Source organism: Mycobacterium sp. (assembly GCF_049608025.1).
GTDB lineage: Bacteria > Actinomycetota > Actinomycetes > Mycobacteriales > Mycobacteriaceae > Mycobacterium.
Window position 1 is genome coordinate 1 of sequence record NZ_JBMYXC010000039.1, and the last position, 19,456, is coordinate 19,456.

17 protein-coding genes are annotated in these 19,456 nt (G+C 65.9%); 5 read left to right on the top strand and 12 right to left on the bottom strand.

Features of this window, described 5'->3' with window-relative positions; genetic code table 11:
• Window positions 1–179: 179 nt before the first annotated feature.
• The 4 genes from ACPGXI_RS12945 to ACPGXI_RS12960 form a co-directional block, all read right to left on the bottom strand.
• Window positions 180–1,811, bottom strand: coding sequence for an FAD-binding dehydrogenase (locus ACPGXI_RS12945; RefSeq protein WP_526653473.1), 1,632 nt, complete (start codon window positions 1,809–1,811; stop codon window positions 180–182).
• 25 nt (window positions 1,812–1,836) lie between these two features.
• Complete coding sequence (locus tag ACPGXI_RS12950) at window positions 1,837–2,541, bottom strand: DUF2334 domain-containing protein (RefSeq protein WP_526653475.1); 705 nt, start codon at window positions 2,539–2,541, stop codon at window positions 1,837–1,839.
• Between the two features lie 120 nt (window positions 2,542–2,661).
• Window positions 2,662–4,794: a S9 family peptidase gene (locus ACPGXI_RS12955; RefSeq protein ID WP_526653477.1), complete on the bottom strand. Its 2,133-nt coding sequence runs from the start codon at window positions 4,792–4,794 to the stop codon at window positions 2,662–2,664.
• Window positions 4,791–5,699 carry a phosphoribosylaminoimidazolesuccinocarboxamide synthase gene (locus ACPGXI_RS12960; protein WP_526653479.1) on the bottom strand — a complete coding sequence of 303 codons (909 nt, stop codon included), beginning with the start codon at window positions 5,697–5,699 and terminating at the stop codon, window positions 4,791–4,793. The genes ACPGXI_RS12955 and ACPGXI_RS12960 overlap by 4 nt, the downstream gene beginning before the upstream one ends.
• 70 nt (window positions 5,700–5,769) lie before the next feature.
• Here ACPGXI_RS12960 and ACPGXI_RS12965 point away from each other — a divergent pair, with 70 nt between their 5' ends.
• Window positions 5,770–6,402 (top strand): hypothetical protein, encoded by a 633-nt coding sequence (locus ACPGXI_RS12965; protein ID WP_526653481.1) that lies wholly within the window; start codon window positions 5,770–5,772, stop codon window positions 6,400–6,402.
• Window positions 6,403–6,410: 8 nt separating this feature from the next.
• Here ACPGXI_RS12965 and purB read toward each other — a convergent pair whose 3' ends face one another.
• Window positions 6,411–7,832 (bottom strand): adenylosuccinate lyase, encoded by a 1,422-nt coding sequence (gene purB / locus ACPGXI_RS12970; RefSeq protein ID WP_526653527.1) that lies wholly within the window; start codon window positions 7,830–7,832, stop codon window positions 6,411–6,413.
• Window positions 7,833–7,891: 59 nt separating this feature from the next.
• On the opposite strand from purB, the gene relZ reads away from it, so the two are divergent.
• A complete protein-coding gene (gene relZ, locus ACPGXI_RS12975; protein WP_526653483.1) occupies window positions 7,892–9,640 on the top strand; it encodes a bifunctional ribonuclease/(p)ppGpp synthase in 1,749 nt (582 codons plus the stop codon).
• A gap of 7 nt (window positions 9,641–9,647) precedes the next feature.
• Here relZ and ACPGXI_RS12980 read toward each other — a convergent pair whose 3' ends face one another.
• Window positions 9,648–10,247: a TetR/AcrR family transcriptional regulator gene (locus ACPGXI_RS12980; protein ID WP_526653485.1), complete on the bottom strand. Its 600-nt coding sequence runs from the start codon at window positions 10,245–10,247 to the stop codon at window positions 9,648–9,650.
• 83 nt (window positions 10,248–10,330) lie between these two features.
• Between ACPGXI_RS12980 and ACPGXI_RS12985 the strand changes: the two genes are divergently transcribed.
• Window positions 10,331–11,203, top strand: a complete 873-nt coding sequence (locus ACPGXI_RS12985) for an alpha/beta hydrolase (RefSeq protein ID WP_526653487.1) — start codon at window positions 10,331–10,333, stop codon at window positions 11,201–11,203.
• On the opposite strand, the gene purD is transcribed toward ACPGXI_RS12985, so the two are convergent.
• Entirely contained in the window at window positions 11,200–12,492 is a 1,293-nt protein-coding gene (gene purD, locus ACPGXI_RS12990; RefSeq protein ID WP_526653489.1) for a phosphoribosylamine--glycine ligase, read from the bottom strand. The two genes, ACPGXI_RS12985 and purD, sit on opposite strands and share 4 nt — an antisense overlap.
• Before the next feature lie 115 nt (window positions 12,493–12,607).
• Here purD and ACPGXI_RS12995 point away from each other — a divergent pair, with 115 nt between their 5' ends.
• Window positions 12,608–13,843 carry a cytochrome P450 gene (locus ACPGXI_RS12995; RefSeq protein ID WP_526653491.1) on the top strand — a complete coding sequence of 412 codons (1,236 nt, stop codon included), beginning with the start codon at window positions 12,608–12,610 and terminating at the stop codon, window positions 13,841–13,843.
• Between the two features lie 32 nt (window positions 13,844–13,875).
• On the top strand, window positions 13,876–14,463 hold the full coding sequence (locus ACPGXI_RS13000) for a TetR/AcrR family transcriptional regulator (protein ID WP_526653493.1): 588 nt from the start codon (window positions 13,876–13,878) through the stop codon (window positions 14,461–14,463).
• Window positions 14,464–14,472: 9 nt separating this feature from the next.
• Here the strand turns inward: ACPGXI_RS13000 and ACPGXI_RS13005 are convergent, their stop codons facing one another.
• The 5 genes from ACPGXI_RS13005 to ACPGXI_RS13025 form a co-directional block, all read right to left on the bottom strand.
• Window positions 14,473–15,699, bottom strand: a complete 1,227-nt coding sequence (locus ACPGXI_RS13005; RefSeq protein ID WP_526653529.1) for a hypothetical protein — start codon at window positions 15,697–15,699, stop codon at window positions 14,473–14,475.
• Window positions 15,689–16,138 carry a carboxymuconolactone decarboxylase family protein gene (locus tag ACPGXI_RS13010; protein WP_526653495.1) on the bottom strand — a complete coding sequence of 150 codons (450 nt, stop codon included), beginning with the start codon at window positions 16,136–16,138 and terminating at the stop codon, window positions 15,689–15,691. The genes ACPGXI_RS13005 and ACPGXI_RS13010 overlap by 11 nt, the downstream gene beginning before the upstream one ends.
• A gap of 2 nt (window positions 16,139–16,140) precedes the next feature.
• A complete protein-coding gene (locus tag ACPGXI_RS13015; RefSeq protein WP_526653530.1) occupies window positions 16,141–16,980 on the bottom strand; it encodes an NAD(P)-dependent oxidoreductase in 840 nt (279 codons plus the stop codon).
• Between the two features lie 14 nt (window positions 16,981–16,994).
• Window positions 16,995–17,756 (bottom strand): SDR family oxidoreductase, encoded by a 762-nt coding sequence (locus ACPGXI_RS13020; RefSeq protein WP_526653497.1) that lies wholly within the window; start codon window positions 17,754–17,756, stop codon window positions 16,995–16,997.
• 64 nt (window positions 17,757–17,820) lie between these two features.
• Window positions 17,821–19,290, bottom strand: a complete 1,470-nt coding sequence (locus tag ACPGXI_RS13025; RefSeq protein ID WP_526653499.1) for an aldehyde dehydrogenase — start codon at window positions 19,288–19,290, stop codon at window positions 17,821–17,823.
• Window positions 19,291–19,456: the final 166 nt, after the last annotated feature.

Below are 19,456 nucleotides of genomic sequence, written 5' to 3' on the forward strand. Positions count from 1 at the left end.
GATGTCCGACACCGACTTCCAGGTCCTCGAACCCGAGAGTGCCGCGGCGTTCTAAGACTCCACGCCAACCCGCGAGCAGACCCAAAGTCGCACGCATTCCGGACGTGTCGCGCGATTTCGCGTCTGCTCGCCAGGGTGGCCGGGCGCGCAGGATGGCGGGCGCGCAGGATGGCATGTGATCAGCCCACGTCTCGCGCAGCAGCGCGACCCGCCGCGCGCCCGGAGAACACGCAGCCACCGAGGAACGTGCCCTCCAGCGAACGGTAGCCGTGCACCCCGCCGCCGCCGAAACCGGCTGCCTCACCGGCGGCGTACAGACCGGGCAACACCGTGCCATCCCCCTGCAGAACGCGGGAATCCAGGTCGGTCTCCAAGCCGCCCAACGACTTCCGCGTCAAGATGTGCAGCTTCACCGCAATCAGTGGCCCGGCTTTCGGGTCGGTCAGCCGGTGCGGGGCGACCACTCGGCTGACGCGATCCGCCAGGAAGGTGCGCGCAGCACGGATGGCGTTGATCTGGCTGTCCTTGGTGAACCGGTTTTTCACCTCCCGATCTCGCGCGGTGAGCTCTGCCTCGACAACAGCGAAGTCGAGTGGCTCGACGTCGGGTACCGCGTTCATCGCCGAGACCAGGTCCCGCAACGAATTCGCGGTCACGAAATCCACGCCCTTGTCAACGAACGCGTGTACCGGTGCGGGACCCTTCCGGGAACGCTCCAGGAGTTCTCGCACGCTGCGATTGGTCAGGTCGGGGTTCTGCTCCTGGCCCGAAAGTCCGAACTCCTTGTCGATGATCCGGGAATTCAGAACGAACCACGTGTAGTCGTAGCCGGTCTTGGCGATGTACTCCAACGTGCCGAGCGTGTCGAATCCGGGATACAGCGGTGCGGGCAGTCGCTTGCCGGTGGCATCCAGCCACAACGACGACGGCCCGGGCAAAATACGGATGCCGTGCAAGGGCCAGACCGGGTCGTAGTTGGTGATGCCTTCGGTGTAATGCCACATCCGGTCGCTGTTGATCACATTGCCACCGGCGGCTTCTGAAATCTCGAGCATCCTGCCGTCCACATGAGCCGGGACACCGCTGAGCAACTGTTCGGGTACCCGCCCCATACGCGCCGGCCAGTTCTTGCGGACCAGGTCGTGGTTGCCGCCGATCCCGCCACTGGCCACCACGACCGCCTGAGCCCGGAACTCGAAATCGTCCACGACGTCGCGCGATGAAGCGACCCCGCGCGCGGCCGTGGAAGGCTCCAGCACCGCGCCGCGCACTCCGACCACCGCCCCGTCTTCGACGATGAGTTCGTCGACGCGGTGTCGATAGGCAAACCCGGCCGTGGTCAGCCTGCGCGCGAAGACATCGACCAGTGCCGGCCCCGTCCCCCAGGTGATGTGAAAGCGGGGTACCGAATTGCCGTGCCCGCGGGCGTCGTAGCCGCCCCGCTCGGCCCACCCCACCAGGGGGAAGGTCTTCAACCCGCGATCTCGCAGCCAGCTTCGCTTCTCCCCTGCTGCGAAATCGACGTAGGCCTGAGCCCACTGCCTGGGCCAGTGATCTTCGGGGCGGTCGAATCCCGCCGTGCCGAGCCAGTCCTGCAGGGCAAGTTCGTGGCTGTCGCGGATGCCGAGGCGCCGCTGCTCGGGACTGTCCACCAGGAACAGACCCCCGAACGACCAGAACGCCTGACCGCCGATGTTGGCCTCGTTCTCCTGGTCGACGATCAGAACGCGGCGACCGCGCTCGACCAACTCGCAAGCGGCGACCAGCCCCGCCAATCCAGCACCCACCACGATGACATCAGCGTCAGCCATGGAGCCAATGTAGCGATCGAAGCCCTTACGCGGCGCGAGTCAGCCCAGGTCGGTTCTGCCACTCGTAGACCGCCGGCACGCATGAGTGCATCAGCGCCAGGTCGACGGCGTCCAGCATGGCCTGCCGGATGCCCGGACGACCCAGGTGTCGCGACGCTACGGCCACCCGAACGACACCGGATCGCCGCGCAATGCGCTCGGCCGACAACACCAGGGTTCGACACCACCATGGCTCGGCCAGGAAACCCTCGCCGATGCCGAGCACCCGGGTGCGTTCGGTAGTCCCGCGGACCAGGTCGGTGATGCCGCTGAGTCCGGCCAGCAGGCGGAAGCCGTTGCGGGGAAGCGCTGTGACCGCACCCGGTGAGACGTTCCAGCCGGGCGCGGCGAACAACCGCGTGCGTAGCCCGAGGTGCTCGAGGGTCCGGTCGGCGGCCATCAGTCGGAGGTTCGCTTCGTGGGCGGGCAGCGCCGCGAACTCACCGCGCCGCGCCTTGGTGGCAGCCTCGTCGAAGCCATGCAGCACGATGGCGTCGCCGCCTGAGCGCCGTTCAGCCAGCCAGTCGACGGTGGTCCGGTCGCGGTCGAGTCGGTACCCACCCTTGCGGCGCGGTGCCACCAGGAACGACGCGGGGACACCGCGGTCGTCGAGGCGGTTGCGGAAACCGGCGACGTCAGCCAGCGTGCGGTCGGTGATCCCGGAGATCGACACGATCAGTTGTCCTGCCATATCCGCAGTGTCGCAACGCCAGGTGTCCGCACGGTGGACAACACCGCGCCTGCAGGTGTCGGTTCCGTTAGCGCGGCACGACGACCTGGATCGCAGCGATCACCTGGCGAGGGGTCCGGGTCAATCGGGTTGGGCTGCTTTGGTAGCCAGTCCTGCCGCGTCCAGCAGCCACGCGTACTGGAAGGCGGCTTCCTTCCACCGCTCGTAGCGGCCGCTGATGCCGCCGTGACCGGCGTGCATCTCCGTCTTCAGCAGTACCTTGGCGGCATCGTTGTGCGGGTCGGTTTGGGCGTGCCGCAGCGCTGCAACCCATTTCGCAGGTTCCACGTAGTACACCCGGGTGTCGTTCAGTGATGTCATCGCCAGGATCGCCGGATAGTTCTTTGCTTCGACGTTCTCGTACGGCGAGTAGGACTTCATGTAGCGGTACACGTCGGGGTCCTCGAGCGGGTTTCCCCACTCGTCCCACTCGGTCACGGTCAGCGGCAGTGAGGGATCCAGGATTGTGGTGAGCGGGTCGACGAAGGGCACCGCGGCCAGAATCCCCGCGAACAGGTCGGGCGCCAGGTTGGCGACCGCTCCCATCAGCAGACCCCCGGCACTACCCCCGTAGGCAACCAAGTTCTCCGGCCTGGTTACGTCGGTACCGACCAGATGTGCTGCCACCGAGATGAAGTCGGTGAAAGTATTCCGTTTCTCCAGCATCTTGCCGTGCTCGTACCACCGCCTACCGAGTTCGCCGCCGCCCCGCACGTGGGCTACCGCGAACACCATCCCGCGGTCGAGGAGGGACAGCCGCGCGATGGAGAACCGCGGGTCTTCACACGATTCGTAGGCGCCGTAGCCATACAGCAGCATCGGCGCCGGATACCGCAGCCCGGCCCGGTGGATGACCGAGATCGGTATCCGCGCCCCGTCGGGCGCGACCGCCCAATCGCGGAGCTCCACGTAGTCTTCGGGCCGGTAGTCGCCAAGCACGGGCTGCTCGCGCAACAGAGTCCGCTCACCGGTAGCCAGATCGAGGTCGTAGATGCGCACCGGTGTGACGAAGGACGTCGTACCCACGCGCAGTTTGGGCGCGCCCCAATTCGGGTTGGCAGACAACCCCACCGACATCAGGTCCGAATCGAAGGTGATGTCCCGGGCCAGCCCATAGCCGTTGCTGCTCGGACCTTCAACTATGGGCCACAGCTGGATTCGCGGTAGCGCATTGCTGCGATAGCTGACCACCAGATGCCTGTCGAACGCATCGACGGAGTCCAGCCGCACATCGCCGCGATGCTCGATCAGGGTCCGGCACGCCGTCGGATCGCTGACCGGCGCTTCGACGAGGGTGAAGTTCTCCGCCCCGTCGTTGTGCAGGATCAGGAAGCGGTCCTGCCCGCCGACCACGGCGTGGTCGACCGAATACTCAACGTTCTCGCGACGGGGCCACACGGTGGCGAACGCCGCCTGCGGATCGGCTGCGTCGCCGAAGCGCAGCTCCGATGTCACCGCGCTGCCCGCGGCGATGACGACATACTTGTTGCTGCGCGTACGTCCGACGGCGACCCAGAACCGTTCGTCGGGTTCGTAATAGACGCGCTCGGCCGGCAACCCGGCGCCCATCCGATGGCGCCATACGGTGTCCGGGCGCCACGCATCGTCCACGGTGACGTAGTAGACGGTGCTGTTGTCCGCGGCCCAGGTGGCACCCGCGCCGATCCCGGCGATCTCGTCGTCGAAGCGTTCTCCGGTCCGTAGGTCCTTGAACCGCAATGTGTAACGTTCGTCGCCGCTGAGGTCTACCGAGTAGGCGAGGATGTTTCCGTCGACGCTGACGCTGGCCGCGCCGAGAGAGAAGAAGTCGTGACCTTCGGCCTCCAAGTTCTCATCCAGCAGCACCTGCTCGCCCGGAATCTCGGTGTGCTCGTCAAACTCCGGCGGTGTCCAGTCATCGGGATCGATAACAGGACAACGGCATTGCACCCCGTACTGCTTGCCATGAAAGCTGCGCCCGTAGTACCACCACTCGCCACGACGGGTCGGCACCGAAAGGTCGGTCTCCTTGGTTCTGGCCTTGATCTCGTCGAAAATGTTCTGCCGCAGAGGCTCGAGATCCGCGGTCACGCTTTCGGTATGGGCGTTCTCGGCTTCGAGGTGGTCGATAACCTCTTGGCTGGACTTGTCCCGCAGCCATTCATAGGGGTCGATGAATACGTCGCCGTGATGTTCGCGGCGGTGCTCCACCCGCTTGGCAATCGGTGACTTCACGCAGACGCTCCGATCCAGTCGTCGAATCTCAGTCCTGAAATACGTTCGTAGGCTTCGATATAGCGCGCCCTGGACGCCTTCACGACACTTTCAGGCAGCGGCGGCGGGGCTGCGTCACCGCCACGGTCCCAGCCCGAATCGCAGCCGGTCAGCCAGTTGCGAACGAATTGCTTGTCGAAGCTCTTCTGCACCACACCCTCGGTGTAATCGTCTGCACGCCAGTAACGCGACGAGTCGGGCGTGAGCACTTCGTCAGCCAGCTTCAGTTCACCCTTCCCGTCGACACCGAACTCGAATTTGGTATCGGCCAGGATGATGCCCTTGGTCAGGGCGTGTGCAGCCCCCCGGCGGTAGGCCTGCAAGGTGCGTTCGCGGAGTTGGTCGGCGCGCTCCGCTCCGACCGCCTCGACGACATCGTCGAAAGTGATGTTCTCGTCGTGTTGACCGAATTCGGCCTTGCTCGCCGGCGTGAAGATTGGCTCGTCGAACTTACTTGCCTCCACCAGCCCCGGGGGCAGTTCGATGCCGCACAGTCCTCCCGTCTTCTGATAGTCGATCAGCCCCGAGCCGGTGAGATAGCCGCGGGCCACCGCTTCCACCGGCAGCATCTCGAGTTGCTCCACCACCAGCGACCGGCCCAGCACCTCGGCCGGGATGCGCTCGTCGTCCGGTGGGCCGGCGAGGTGGTTCGGCGCAGGGGGCCGGGAAGAACTGAGGTGGTCGAAGAAAAACACGCTCATGGCCGTCAGGACCCTGCCCTTGTCGGGTATTTCGGAGTCCAGAATGTGGTCGTAGGCAGAGATCCGGTCGGAGGCGACGAACAGCAGGTGTCGGTCATCGACGCGGTACAACTCACGAACCTTGCCGCTGGCCACATGCTGGTAGTCGGACAGAGCAGGGCGCATCGGGCCAGCCTAACGCTGCACCGTGATACGACTCCGTTTGTCGTGATCGAAGTGTGTTGTGATCGAGCACATGAAAACTCGGTGGGTCCCGTATGCCACAACGCCCGGCCGGCTGATGTCGCAACTGTTCAGCGATGCCGTGGTGATCATCTGGACGGCCATTTGGGTGTTCGTCGGAATGGCGGTGCATTCTGCGGTGGCCACGATCGCCGAATTCGGTTACCGGGTGGAAGGCGGCGCCAACGGGGTGGCGGGCAATCTCGACGCGGCCGGCGACAGCGTCGACGGCGTCCCGTTGATCGGCGACGCCTTGGCCAAGCCCCTGACGGGCGCGGGTAGCGCCGCCCGCGAAATCGCGGAGGCCGGGCAGTCACTGGGTGTGACGGCCGGATGGCTGGCCTGGCTCCTCGCGCTGGCGGTGGCCGCACCTCCGATCCTGGCGCTGATGATGCCGTGGCTGTTCCTGCGGGTGCGATTCTTTCGGCGCAAATGGACCGCTGTGACGCTTGCGTCCACCGCCGCAGGCGAGCAACTCCTGGCGCTGCGGGCGCTGGCCAACCGCCCGCTCCCCAGGCTGGCGGCGATCAGTACCGATCCGGTGAGCGCGTGGCGGAACCAGGACCCGATCGCCATCCGCGGCCTGGCAGCTCTCGAACTGCGCGCCTCGGGTATCCGCGCGGCCGGACTACGCCGGGACGGCTGACCGCACGCCTACAGAATCGCGCCGGACGTGTATTCCGCCGCTTGGGGATGGCGGCTGATGACATCGTCGACCGCCGCGACCACCCGACCGATCTGGTCACCCGCCGCGCCGGTGAAGACCTGCTTGTCAGCCAGAGCGCTATCGAGCGCAACCCGGTCCAGCGGCAATCGCGGGTCCGCGGCGAGCCGGTCCAGGAGATCGGGTTCCGCACCGCGCTCGCGCATCGCCAGCGCGACCGCGACCGCGTGCTCCTTGATGACCTCGTGGGCGGTCTCCCTACCGACTCCCGCCCGCACCGCGGCGATGAGGATGCGAGTGGTCGCCAGGAAGGGCAGGTAGCGATCGAGTTCGCGCTGGATCACCGCGGGGTAGGCGCCGAATTCGTCGAGCACCGTCAGGAACGTCTCGGTCTGGCCGTCGAGGGCGAAGAACGCGTCCGGCAGCGCGACGCGACGCACCACCGAGCAGAACACGTCTCCCTCGTTCCACTGCGCGCCGGCCAATTCTGCGGCCATGGACGCATATCCGCGCAGCACAACCTGCAAACCGTTGACGCGTTCGCAGCTGCGCGCGTTCATCTTGTGGGGCATCGCAGAGGACCCGACCTGGCCGGGGGCGAATCCCTCGGTCACCAGTTCGTGGCCGGCCATCAGGCGGATGGTGTGTGCCAGCGAGGAGGGGCCGGCCCCCAACTGCACGAGTGCCGAGAGCACGTCATGGTCCAGCGAGCGAGGGTAGACCTGCCCGACGCTGGTGAGAATCTCGGTGAAGCCCAGGAACTGGGCGACGCGCCGCTCGAGATCAGCGAGCCGGTCGGTGTCTCCGGCGAACAGGTCGAGCATGTCCTGGGCGGTACCCATCGGACCCTTGATGCCGCGGAGCGGGTAACGGTCGATGAGCTCGCTGATGCGTTGCAGGGCGACCAGCATCTCCTGGGCCGCTGAGGCGAAACGCTTGCCGAGCGTGGTGGCCTGCGCGGCGACGTTGTGGCTGCGCCCGGCCATCACCAGGTCGCCGTAGACAACCGCACGCTCGGCGAGTCGGGCGATGACCGCAATGCCGTGGGTGTGCGCGAGCTGCAATGACTGACGGATCTGCAGCTGTTCGACGTTCTCGGTGAGATCCCGGCTGGTCATCCCCTTGTGCACATGCTGATGGCCGGCGAGCTCGTTGAACTCCTCGATCCGGGCCTTCACGTCGTGGCGCAGCACCCGCTCCCGCGCGGCGATGGATTCCAGATCGACGACCTCGAGCACCCGCTCGTAGTCACCGATCACCGAATCGAGGAGCTCTGAGTTTCCCGCGCCGAGCTCTGCCTGCGCCCGCAGTACCGCCAGCCACAGCCGCCGCTCGGTGACGATTTTGGCCTGTGGTGACCAGATCGCCACCATCTCGTCGCTGGCGTAGCGATCAGCCAGCACATTGGGGATTGGCGCGGGAATGCTCACGAACACACAGCCTATCGGCCCGATGAGGCAAGCTGATCGTTGTGTACTCGTCTCGCTGCAATCTCTTCTACGTCGGGCTGGACCTGGCCTGGGGTCAGCGCAAGCCCACCGGCGTGGCCGCCGTCGACGACGCCGGGCGGCTGGTGTACGCCGGGGCCGCCACTGACGATAAGAGCATCCGCGCCGCGTTGGCGCCCTATACCCAGGGCGACTGCCTGGTCGCCATCGACGCTCCACTGATCGTCACCAACGCGACCGGGCAACGCCCGGCCGAACAGCAGCTCAATGCCGACTTCGGCCGATTCCAGGCCGGTGCGCACCCGTCCAACACCGGCAAACCCGAGTTTGCCGACTTCCCCCGAGCAGCGCGGGTCGCCCGCGATCTGGGCCTCGACATAGACCCCCAGTCGACCGCGCCGCGCCGGGCGATCGAGGTGTACCCGCACCCGGCGACGGTGGCGCTGTTCCGTCTGGGCCGCACCCTGAAGTACAAGGCCAAGCCGGGCCGCGGCCTCGCCCAGCTGCGTGCCGAATTGCTGCGCCTGATGGAACACATCGAAAGCCTGGCGCAGGCGGACCCGGCACTGCGTGTCGCAGACAGCGAGCACTGGAGGCAACTGCGCAGCTCGGCCGAACAGGCCGAGCGCAAGAGCGAACTGCGCCGGGTCGAGGATCCGGTGGACGCGGTGATGTGCGCATACGTGGCGATGCACGCGGCGCGCCGGCCCGACGAGGTGACCGTGTACGGCGACGGCGAGACCGGCTACATCGTCACCCCGACGTTGCCCCCCGACCTGGAACCGGCACCACCGGAGCCGACACCCGGCGCGATCCTGGACGCCATCGCCACCTACGCCGAACGCGTACCGGCGCTCACACAGTCGACGGGCCATTACCTGAGGGCGGTCACGGGCCTACTCGATGATGCCGGCATCAACTATCTCAGCGTCACCGCGCGCACCAAGACTGTCGCATCTTTCGCCGCGAAGGCCGATCGCACCGTCGACGGTCGTCGCCTCTACACCGATCCGCTGTCGGAGATCACCGACCAGGTTGGCGTGCGGGTGATCACCTACCTGCGCGATGACGTCGCCGCGGTGGCCAACCTGCTCGGTGAGGAGATGCGACTGCTCGACGACCGCGACATGGGAGTCGAGACGGCGAGCGAAGGCCGGTGGGGCTACACCAGCAGACATCTGCTGGTGGCCGCCGAGGGTGAGCAGCAGCCGGCATCGGTTCAAGTGCGGACCATCCTGCAGCACGCCTGGGCCGAGTTCGAGCACGATGTCCGGTACAAGGGTTCGGTGCCCGAGGAAGACGCACCCGATCTGGACCGGCGTTTCACCCTGGCCGCGGGCCTGCTCGAGTTGGCCGACCGGGAATTCTCGGCGATCCGCGAGCGACTCCGGTCGACCGTGCCCTCCGAGCCTGCTCCGCAGACCAGCAGCGACCCCAGGATTCCGACACCGGTGCTGGCCACCTATCTGGGCAACCGGTTCCCCGACGCCGGATGGTCACGCACCGAGCACTACGCCTGGATCGCCGGCCTGCTGCTAGAACTCGGCATCGACTCGGTGGACGGCGTGGAAGCGATCCTCAGCGGCACCGACACGACCGCGGTCAACGAGGCGATGGACTACCGGTACCCGGCCGGCGCGGTGCGTCGACTCGACGACGTGTTGCTCGCGGTGTTCGGTAACCGCTATCTGCAGCTGGCCGGCAATGACGACCGTATTGAATTGCTGGCCAGCAGATTTCAGCGACTCAACGAGTCGCTCGGCGGTGTCTAGAGTGTTGTCAGTCAAAAGGGGCGAGCACGTCGATCACGTCGATCAAGGTGGCCCGGGCCGTCGCGCGCGGACCGTCGCCTTCTCCGACCAGTGCGGCCACCACCGCACCATCCACCGCGCACACCAGTGCGGTGAGCAACTCCGCGTGCACCGACCTTCCGGAACGCCCGACCACCTCGACGACAGCATCAGTACGCTCCTGAAGGAGTCGTCGCTCGATGTCACGCAGACCGGGTTGCCGCGCGCAGGCGATGTATCGCTCGTACCTCGAGATCAGTCGTTCTGTGACCTGTTCGGGGCTGTCACCGACCAGCAGGTCGACCAACACGTCGGCGGTCGACTCGGCGCCGCGGCGACGCCGCGACAACACGGATACCCGGTCGCGCAACTCCTCGGACTCACGCGTTCCGACGTGTTCCACCGCGTTGGCGATCAGGTCCTCAAGGGAGGAGAAATAGTAGGTCGTCGACGCCAGCGGCAACCCGGCCCGCTGGGCGACGGCGCGGTGCCGCACAGCGTCGAAGCCGCCCTCGCAGAGGAGGTCGGCGGCCGCACTGACCAGCGCATACCGCCGACGCTCTCCCTTGGGAGTGACTGCTGCCGTCACCTATAGCATGTTGCCAGCCAGGGGGTTTCGGCATCGCGCTTTCGACTAATCAACAGCCCCTGCGCGGTTCGCCCGGTGGCATGATGGCGCGCATGCCGGCCATCAACCGTCGCACCCTCCTGCACATCGGTGTGCGCAGCGGCATCGCGGCCGCGGCCGGGGCAGCCACATTGGGCACACTGGGCACTTTGGGCGCCCCTGTGGCCGCAGGCGCACCGTCCGCACCGCAGGCACCACCTGGGCCGGCGCCCACGTTTGCGGCCGGCTCCTTCGCGTCTGCCGCTCGCGGTGGCGCCGCGACAAACTGGATCGTCGCCCGCCCTCCCGGCCAGGGGACGCCGCTCCGACCGGTGATCCTGCTGCACGGCAAAGACTCCAACGCCCACGCGGTGATGTCGATGGGCGCCGAGCAGTTCCTCGCCGATGCGGTGCGCGCCGGGGTACCGCCGTTCGCAATCGCCGCGGTCGACGGGGGCGGCAGCTATTGGCACCGACGCGCGTCCGGCGAGGACTCGGGCGCGATGGTGCTCGACGAGTTCATCCCCTTGCTGGGCGAGCAGGGCCTGGACATCTCCCGGGTCGCCTTTCAGGGGTGGTCCATGGGCGGATACGGCGCCTTGCTGTTGGGCGCGCGACTGGGCGCCGGCCGCACCGCCGCGATCTGCGCCGTCAGCCCGGCCTTGTGGACATCGCCGGGTGCTGCGGCCCCGGGGGCTTTCGACAGCGCTGAGGACTACGCCGCCAACAGCGTGTGGGGCCTGGGCTCACTCAACGGGATTCCGCTGCGTATCGACTGCGGCTACGACGATCCGTTCTACCCGGCGACGCAGCAGTTCATCGGCCAACTCTCCACTCCACCGGCCGGCGGCTTCTCACCCGGCGGACACAACGCGTCGTACTGGTCGTCGCAGCTGACCGACGAACTCACCTGGGCGGCACCGTTACTGACGGCCTAAACTGAGATTCGCCCCTCTGCGGCGGCCAGGGCGATGTCACTACGGAAGTGACTGCCGGGCAATCGGATCGAGCTGATCCGCCCATAGGCGGCATCGCGGGCCGCGTCAAGGTCAGGACCGACTCCCACGACTGAAAGCACCCGCCCACCCGAGGATACGATGGCGCCGTCGTCGCGGCCGGCAGTGCCGGCGTGCAGCACGGTACTGCCCGTATCAGAGCCCTCCGGGTCGGCGTCGGCGCCGTGGATCACGTCGCCTACTCGCGGACGGCCCGGGTAGTTCTCCGCGGCGACCACGACTGTCACGGCGTAGCCCTGGTGCCACCGCAGTGGCGGCTGACCGGCCAGCTCGCCAGTGGCCGCGGAATGCATCAGCTGTCCCACCGGTGATTCCAGCAGCGCGAGGACCGACTGAGTCTCCGGATCACCGAAGCGGCAGTTGAATTCGACGACCGCGGGACCCTGCGAGGTTATCGCGAGCCCGGCGTAGAGCAGTCCTGTGAATGGGCAGCCACGGTTGACGAGTTCGGCGGCAACGGGTTTCACCACCTCGTCGACGATGCGTCCGGTCATCTCCTCGGACAGCCACGGTAGTGGCGCGTAGGCGCCCATCCCACCGGTATTGGGCCCCTTGTCGCCGTCGCCGACGCGTTTGAAATCCTGCGCCGGCAGCAACGGGACCACGGTCTCGCCGTCGACGACGCAGAACAGCGACACTTCGGGCCCGTCGAGGAATGTTTCGAGGAGCACCGGGTGGCCGGCGTCAAGAAGGCTCGCGGCGTGCGCACGGGCGGCGTCGCGGTCGGCGGTCACCAGCACGCCTTTGCCGGCAGCCAATCCGTCATCCTTGACCACCCATGCGGGATCGCCGTTCGGCGGCCCGAATCTGCTCAGCGCGGAGTCGAGGCGCGCGGGGTTGTCGACGATCTCGCCTGCGGCGGTACGCACTCCGGCCGCAGTCATCACCTCCTTGGCGAAAGACTTCGAGCCCTCGATGCGCGCCGCGTCTTTCGTCGGTCCGAAGCAGGCGAAGCCGGCTTCTCGCACGGCGTCGGCCACGCCCAGCACCAGTGGCACCTCCGGTCCGATGACCACAAGGTCGGCTCCGATGTGTCGGGCCAACGCGACGACATCCTCACTGGAGGTCACGTCGACGTCGTGCTGTTCAGCGATGCCCACCGTGCCGGCATTGCCGGGTGCTACAGCCAACGCCGAGACCTCCGGGTCTCGGCGCAGCGCGAGCAACAGCGCGTGTTCACGGGCTCCGGAACCGATCACCAGGACGTGCACAGAAGCACACCTTAGTGGCATGGCGACCGAGCGTCAGCGCCCACGTGGCCATACAACAAACGGCAATAGTGTATGGTCTAGGGAAAGTGCTTCACATCACAGGAGTTCGATTCACATGACGACTACTCAGAGCTGCCCTTTCCTGCCTGCGGGGTATGACTTCACCGACCCGGACGTCCTGGTCAAGGGGATTCCCGTCACCGAGTTCGCCGAGTTGCGCAAGACCGCACCGGTGTGGTGGAACGAGCAGGCCGACACCATCTTCGAGGACGGCGGCTACTGGGTGATCAGCCGTCACGCGGACATCAAGGACATCTCGCGCAACAGCGCGGTGTGGTCGACGCACCGCAAGGGAGCGGTGATGCGCCTGCCAGACGGTGTGACCGCCGACCAACTCGACCTGACCAAGGCCCTGCTGATCAACCACGACGCGCCCGAACACACCAGGCTGCGCAAAATAGTGTCGCGGTTGTTCACTCCCCGGGCGATCACCGCCCTGGAGGAGAAGCTGGCGACGGCGGCCCGCGACATCGTCGCCAAGGCCAAGACGGAACACGACTTCGGCAATTTTGTCGACGACATTGCGATGCCGCTGCCGCTACAGGCCATCGCCGACCTGATCGGCGTGCCCGAGGCGGATCGCGAAAAGCTCTTCCACTGGACCAACACCATCATGAACACCGACGACCCCGACTTCGAGACCGACCACGTCGCAGCCAACGCCGAGCTGATGGGCTACGCCTACACGATGGCCGAGGAACGCCGCCGCTGCCCCGCCGACGACATCGTCACCCGACTGGTCCAGGCCGATATCGACGGAGAGTCGATGGAAGACGTCGAGTTCGCGTTCTTCGTCATCCTGCTCGCGGTCGCGGGAAACGAAACCACCCGCAACGCCATGACCCACGGCATGAACGCTTTCTTCGACAACCCCGATCAGTGGGAGTTGTTCAAACAGGATCGGCCCGACACCGCAATCGACGAGATCATCCGGTGGGCCACCCCCGTGCACTGTTTCCAGCGCACCGCCCTCGAAGACATCGAGGTCGGCGATGTGTTGATCCGCGAGGGCCAGCGGGCCGGCATGTTCTACAGCTCGGCGAACTTCGACGAGGACGTGTTCGACCGCCCATTCGAGTTCGACATCCTGCGAAACCCCAACCCGCACCTCGCGTTCGGCGGTAACGGTGCGCACTATTGCATCGGTGCCAACCTGGCCCGCATGGAGATCAAGCTGATTTTCAACGAGCTCGCCGACCAGATTCCCGACATCGCCAAGCTCGCCGAACCCCAAAGGCTACGATCGGGCTGGATCAATGGCGTGAAGAAGCTCGAGGTCGCCTACCGGTAGCCGGCGCCACCGGCCACCTTAGAGTTCATCCCGTGCGGACACACGGATGGTCGGGGGCCAAGCCGGCCTCGGATCAGGAGGCTGTCGCCAGGATTCTCGACGCCGCGGGCAAGACGATCGAAGTCCACGGCGCCGATTTCAGCATCTCGGATGTGGCGCGCACCGTCGGGGTGACCCGACAGACGGTCTACCGGTACTTCGCAAGCACCGAGGCACTGCTCATCGCCGCTGCGGTGCACGCCGTCGACGGGTTTCTCGATCGACTGACCGCGCATATGGTCGGAATCCGAGATCCGGCCGAGGCGGTCACCGAGGCTCTCGCGACGGCCCTGGAATGGCTGCCCCGGGAAAAATACATCGGACTCCTCATCGCGCCCGGCGGATCGGCGCACATCGAGTCGGTCACCTCCGACATCGCCCAGCAGTTCGCCCGAGACATGGTGCAGCGCCTGGACGTCGACTGGGCCGCCGAGGGGTACAGCGGAGCCGATCTCGACGAACTGGCCGAACATCTGCTGCGCATCATCCAGTCCTACGTCATCGACCCTGGCCGTCCCCCTCGTCGGGGCGACCAACTACGCGCCTATCTGCGCCGTTGGGTGGGCAACGCGCTCGCGTGAACCTCGACGTCACACCACCGTCAGTGGCAGCGACTTCCGTTCCTCGAAGACCCAACCCGCGCCCCCGCTGACCTTGCATACCGAAACCTCGGGCAGTTCCGCGGCCGCGGTATCGGTCTCCACAATGGCTACTGTCCAGTCGGTTTCACTACCGGCCACTTCGGCGCGCAGATGCGGATCGACGCCCTGCACGATCGCCTGCAAGGGCCGATCGGCGGCCGGCGACACCAGTGAGATCCACGCGCCGTCCTCGTGCGCAGGCGAACGACGAATGTGCAGGGACCCGGGGGCGGAATCCGCCGACACGTAGGCGGCCGGGTTCAGCAGCGGGTGCAGTTCGAGTACCCGCAACGCACCCGTGGCATCAGCGGAAATGTTCAACGCACTCCTGATCCGCTCGGCGGCCACCCCGGCGATGCCGGTCAACGCCTTGTACCTGATCAGTTCCTCCACCGCTACATCATCTTTCGCCCGGGCCCGCACTGCGATGTTGAACCCCAGCGTCAGCAGATGCATCTGCAGGCAGACCTCGTCGGCGATCCGCACCAGCGCCGAATGCGAGAACGCGCCGAAGTCGACGTCGGATAGGAGCGGACCTGAATAGTCCTCCATACCTTCGTCGTTCGAATCGATGGCGTCGAGTTCAGTATGCTGCGCGCGGCTCGCGCCGACGACATCCAGGGCTGGGATGAAGTCCACCTCCGGGTAGGACTCATCGATGATCACCGTCCACCTGCAGTGCGGAAGTTGGTCAGCGGCCGTTCGCGGCGGGCGGTGGATGGGCCGGACCCGACACCTGCGGTTGGTCGCCAGAGCGGTGGCGTCGAATGTCGGATCCTCGATGTCGTGGCACATGCCGCGGACGTAGTCGTCGCCCATAGGTTCCACGTCGAGCAGCGCACCGCAGTGATCGAGGTGAAACTCGCCATGCCAGCGGTCGTGCACCGTATAGCGGAAGTCCATGAACTGGGGCGGGGCGCCGATATCGAATTGCAGTCCCTTGAACACAGTGATGACGTCGACGCCCTCGAACCCGAGCGCCTTCTGCATCCGCTTGGTGTAGAGCGGGCTGGACGCGGCCCACTCCTCGATCGCGATCCCCACCATCTCCTCGCGGCCGAATTTACTGATACACCAGGCCATCCCGGAGCGGTCGATCAGCTGACCGATAAGCAGCAGTTCAGGTACCAGGGTGGCAAGGTCCTTGCGCGACAGCGAAGCGTACCTACTCATCATCCCCATCATCGAGCTTGCTTCCCGAGTGCATGTTCAACGCCTCGTTGACGTTGGCGCGCTTGTCCTCGCCCGCGCCCTTCTCGGCGGTCTTGCGGCGTTTGGCTGCCACTTTGGTGACCACGCCGTCGAGCTTGGAGCCGAGCGGGAAGCCGAGATAGTGGGTCAGGAAGATCGCCATCTCCTTGAGCTCCCCCTCGGTGAGTTCGCCGTTGTTCAGCGCCGCATTGGCCTGGATCTCAGCCAGATCCGTGATCCCCAGTGCGGTCACCACGGTCAGCGTCATCATTCTCTTCTCCCGCATCGAGAGGCCGGGCCGACTCCAGATGTTGCCGAAGAGGTGGTCTGCGGTCAGCGCGAAGTAGTCGCCGGGCATATCCGGCATCTCCCACCCGTAGACCTGGTTCATCTTCGCGAGACCCTTGCGACGTATCTCGTCCATGCTCACTCCTTCATGTGTGGCACGCCGAGCCCGGCGGCCAGGTTCTGCAGCGCCACTTGGGCCAACGGCAGGTCCACGCCCTTCGCCGTCCCCAGTGCCAGCGCCAGGCTGAGGTCCTTCTCGCCCAACCCACGGGTGTGGGTGAACGCATCGTGCAGCCAATGGTCGGGAGCGAGCTCGGTCATGTCCTCGCGCACCATGATCGCCCCGGGGCCACCGGTCAGCGCGTCGGTGTGCCGAACCACCCTGCCCAGTTGCGAGAGATTGATGCCGCTGGCCTCCGCCAACTCCATCGCCTCGCAGGCTGCGGCGTAACCGATGAAGGACAGCATGTTGCGGGCCAGCTTCATTCGGGTTCCTGCGCCCGCATCGCCGGCGTGGATGATCATCGATCCCATGTGCTTGAAGACCGGCTTGATCCGCTCGTACACCCGCCGGTCCGCGCCCACCATGATGGCCAGCTCGCCCTTTTCAGCCGCACCACCACCACCGCTGACCGGTGCGTCGATGATATGGATGCCGCTGGGCCGCCAGCTATCTGCAAGTTCGACCGCGGTATCCGGACCGATGGTCGAGTGAATCGCGATGACGGTGCCCGGCTTGGCGTGCTCGGCGAGCTGACCGACCACTTCGCGGACCTGCGCGTCGTTGAGCACAGTCACGCTGATGAGGTCGGCCCGGGCGACATCGGCAATGCCCTCCGCCCTGGTCGCACCCAGTTCGGCCAATGTCGTCATGGCGTCTGCACGAACGTCGAAAACAGTTACACCACTTGGATATTCGATGAGTCGCTGGGCCATGGGTGCACCCATCTTGCCGAGTCCGACGTAACCGAGCTTCATGTCTTCGGAGTCAGTCACCGGATGATCTGTCCGCCGTCGATGTTGAAGATCTGGCCGGTGATCCACTTGGCCTGATCCGACAGTAGGAACAGGCACATGCCGACCAGGTCCTCGGGTTCACCCATCCGCGACAGCGGCAGCTTCTTGACGATGTCCTCGACGATCTCCTGTGGCGTGGTGGTCCGGTTGGCCTCGGTGTCGATGGGTCCCGGTGCGATCGCATTGACCCGGATGTTCTGCCCGCCGAGCTCGGTGGCCAGCTGCTGGGTAAGCCCGTTGATGCCGACCTTGGCCAGACCATAGAAGTTCGAGTAGAGCCATGCCGCGGTGGACGATTGGTTGACGATGGCGCCACCACCGCGCTTGGCCATCTTGCGGTACACCGCCCTGGTGCACACCAGGGCGCCGTCCATGTTCACGCTCATGAACTTCTTGTAGTAATCCCAATCGACAGTGATGAGGAAGTCGAGTTTCATGCCGCCGAAGATCGCGGCGTTGTTGACCAGATAATCGATGCCGCCGAACTCCGACAGCGTCTGTGCGGCCATCGCTCTGGCCGACTCCGGATCGCTGACGTCTACCGGCACCGCGAGCGCATCACCACCCTCGCCCTTGATACCGTCGGCGACCTTCTGGGCGCCCTCGGCATTGATATCGGCGATGACGACAGCCGCGCCCTCGCGGGCCAGTGCCTCCGCGTAGGCCTGCCCGATGCCGCCACCGGCGCCAGTGATGATGGCAACCTTCTCCTTGAACTGTTCTCCGTAATGCCCCACGCGCGTCTCCTTGATCCCTAGTTCGCCGATCCCTAGTTCGCCGATCCCCAGTTCGCCGTGACCCCTATTTCACCAGGGCGGCGATGGCCTTGATCTCGAGATACTCCTCGAAACCGGCGAGCCCCATCTCCCGGCCGATGCCGGACTGCTTGTAGCCACCGAAAGGCATGTCTGCCGAATACCAGACGCCGCCGTTGATGTTGACGGTGCCGACCCGCATCCGTGCGGCGATGCCCGCAGCGCGATCCTCATCCGCCGAGAACACCGTGCCGGACAACCCGTACGGCGAATCGTTGGCGATGCGCACCGCGTCGTCGTCGCCGTCATGGGCGAGCACCGTCAACACCGGACCGAAGATCTCTTCACGGGCCACCCGGGCAGTGTTGTCGAGTCCCGCGATCACCGTCGGCTCGATGAAGTAGCCGGTCTCGCGATCGGCGGGACGGCCGCCGCCGCAGCCGAACGTGCCCCCCGCGGCGATCGCGGAGTCGAGATAACCCTGGATGCGGTCGCGCTGACGCTCCGAAATCACCGGCCCGCAGATCGTCCCCGGGTCGGCGGGGTCCCCCGGCTTGAGCCCCCTCATCGTTGCCGAGGCGGCCTCGACGGCCTCGTCGTAGCGGTCCCGGGGCACCACCAGTCGGGTGGTAATCGCGCAGCCCTGGCCCGCGTGCACTGAGGCCGTGAACCCCGCCATCGAGCACGCCCCCGCAAGGTCTGCGTCGTCGAGCACCAGGAAGGCCGACTTCCCGCCCAGTTCCAGAAACACCTTCTTCACAGTGGCCGCGCCGTCAGCCATCACCGTTCGGCCGGTGTTCGTCGACCCGGTGAACGAAACCATGTCCACACGAGGGTCTTTGGACAGTATCGCGCCGACCCCGTGGTCGCTGGAGGTAACGATGTTGACCACGCCGGCCGGAAAATCGGTGTGTTCGTCGATCAGCTCACCGAGTACCGCGGCTGCCCAGGGCGTGTCGGGTGCGGGCTTGAGTACCAGGGTGTTTCCCGCCGCCAGCGCCGGACCGATCTTGGCCAGGTTGATCTGGTGGGGGAAGTTCCACGGCGTGATGGCACCCACCACGCCGATCGCCTCCCTGACGACCGTCCGATGGGTCTTCATGCCCATCGGGGATGCGATGCCGAGATCGGTGGTCCACCGAAAGGATTCCGCGGTGTCGGCGCAGAAGCTCAGATCCTCGACGGGACCCTCCAGTTGCGCGGCGGACGTCAGCATGCGTGGCGCCCCGGCCTCGGCGATGGTCAGGTCCCGTAGTTCTTCGACGTGATCACGCATGGCTTGCTGAAGCTGGCGGATGCATCGGACCCGAAGTTCCACCTCGGTGGCCCAGCCGGTGTCGTCGAAGGCGCGTCGCGCCGCTCCGATCGCAGCATCCATGTCACCGACCGACGCATCGGCAGCAACTCCCAGGGTCTCCTCGGTGGCGGGGTTGACGGTGGGAAACGTGCCCGCACTACCGGCGACAAGCTTGCCATCGATGAACAGCCTGCTCTCCTGATCGGCCAGAACTACCATCCAAACTCCCGCTTCCATATCTGGACAACTGTCCGACAACTTTTGGTGAAACCATAGCTTCAGATCAGGCCGCGGGGCAACATCGAGCCTTGGGTCAACACGATCAACTATGTTGGACAGGACATTTCCGACAGCACTTGCCTACCCGCCGGGAGTTCCGATAACT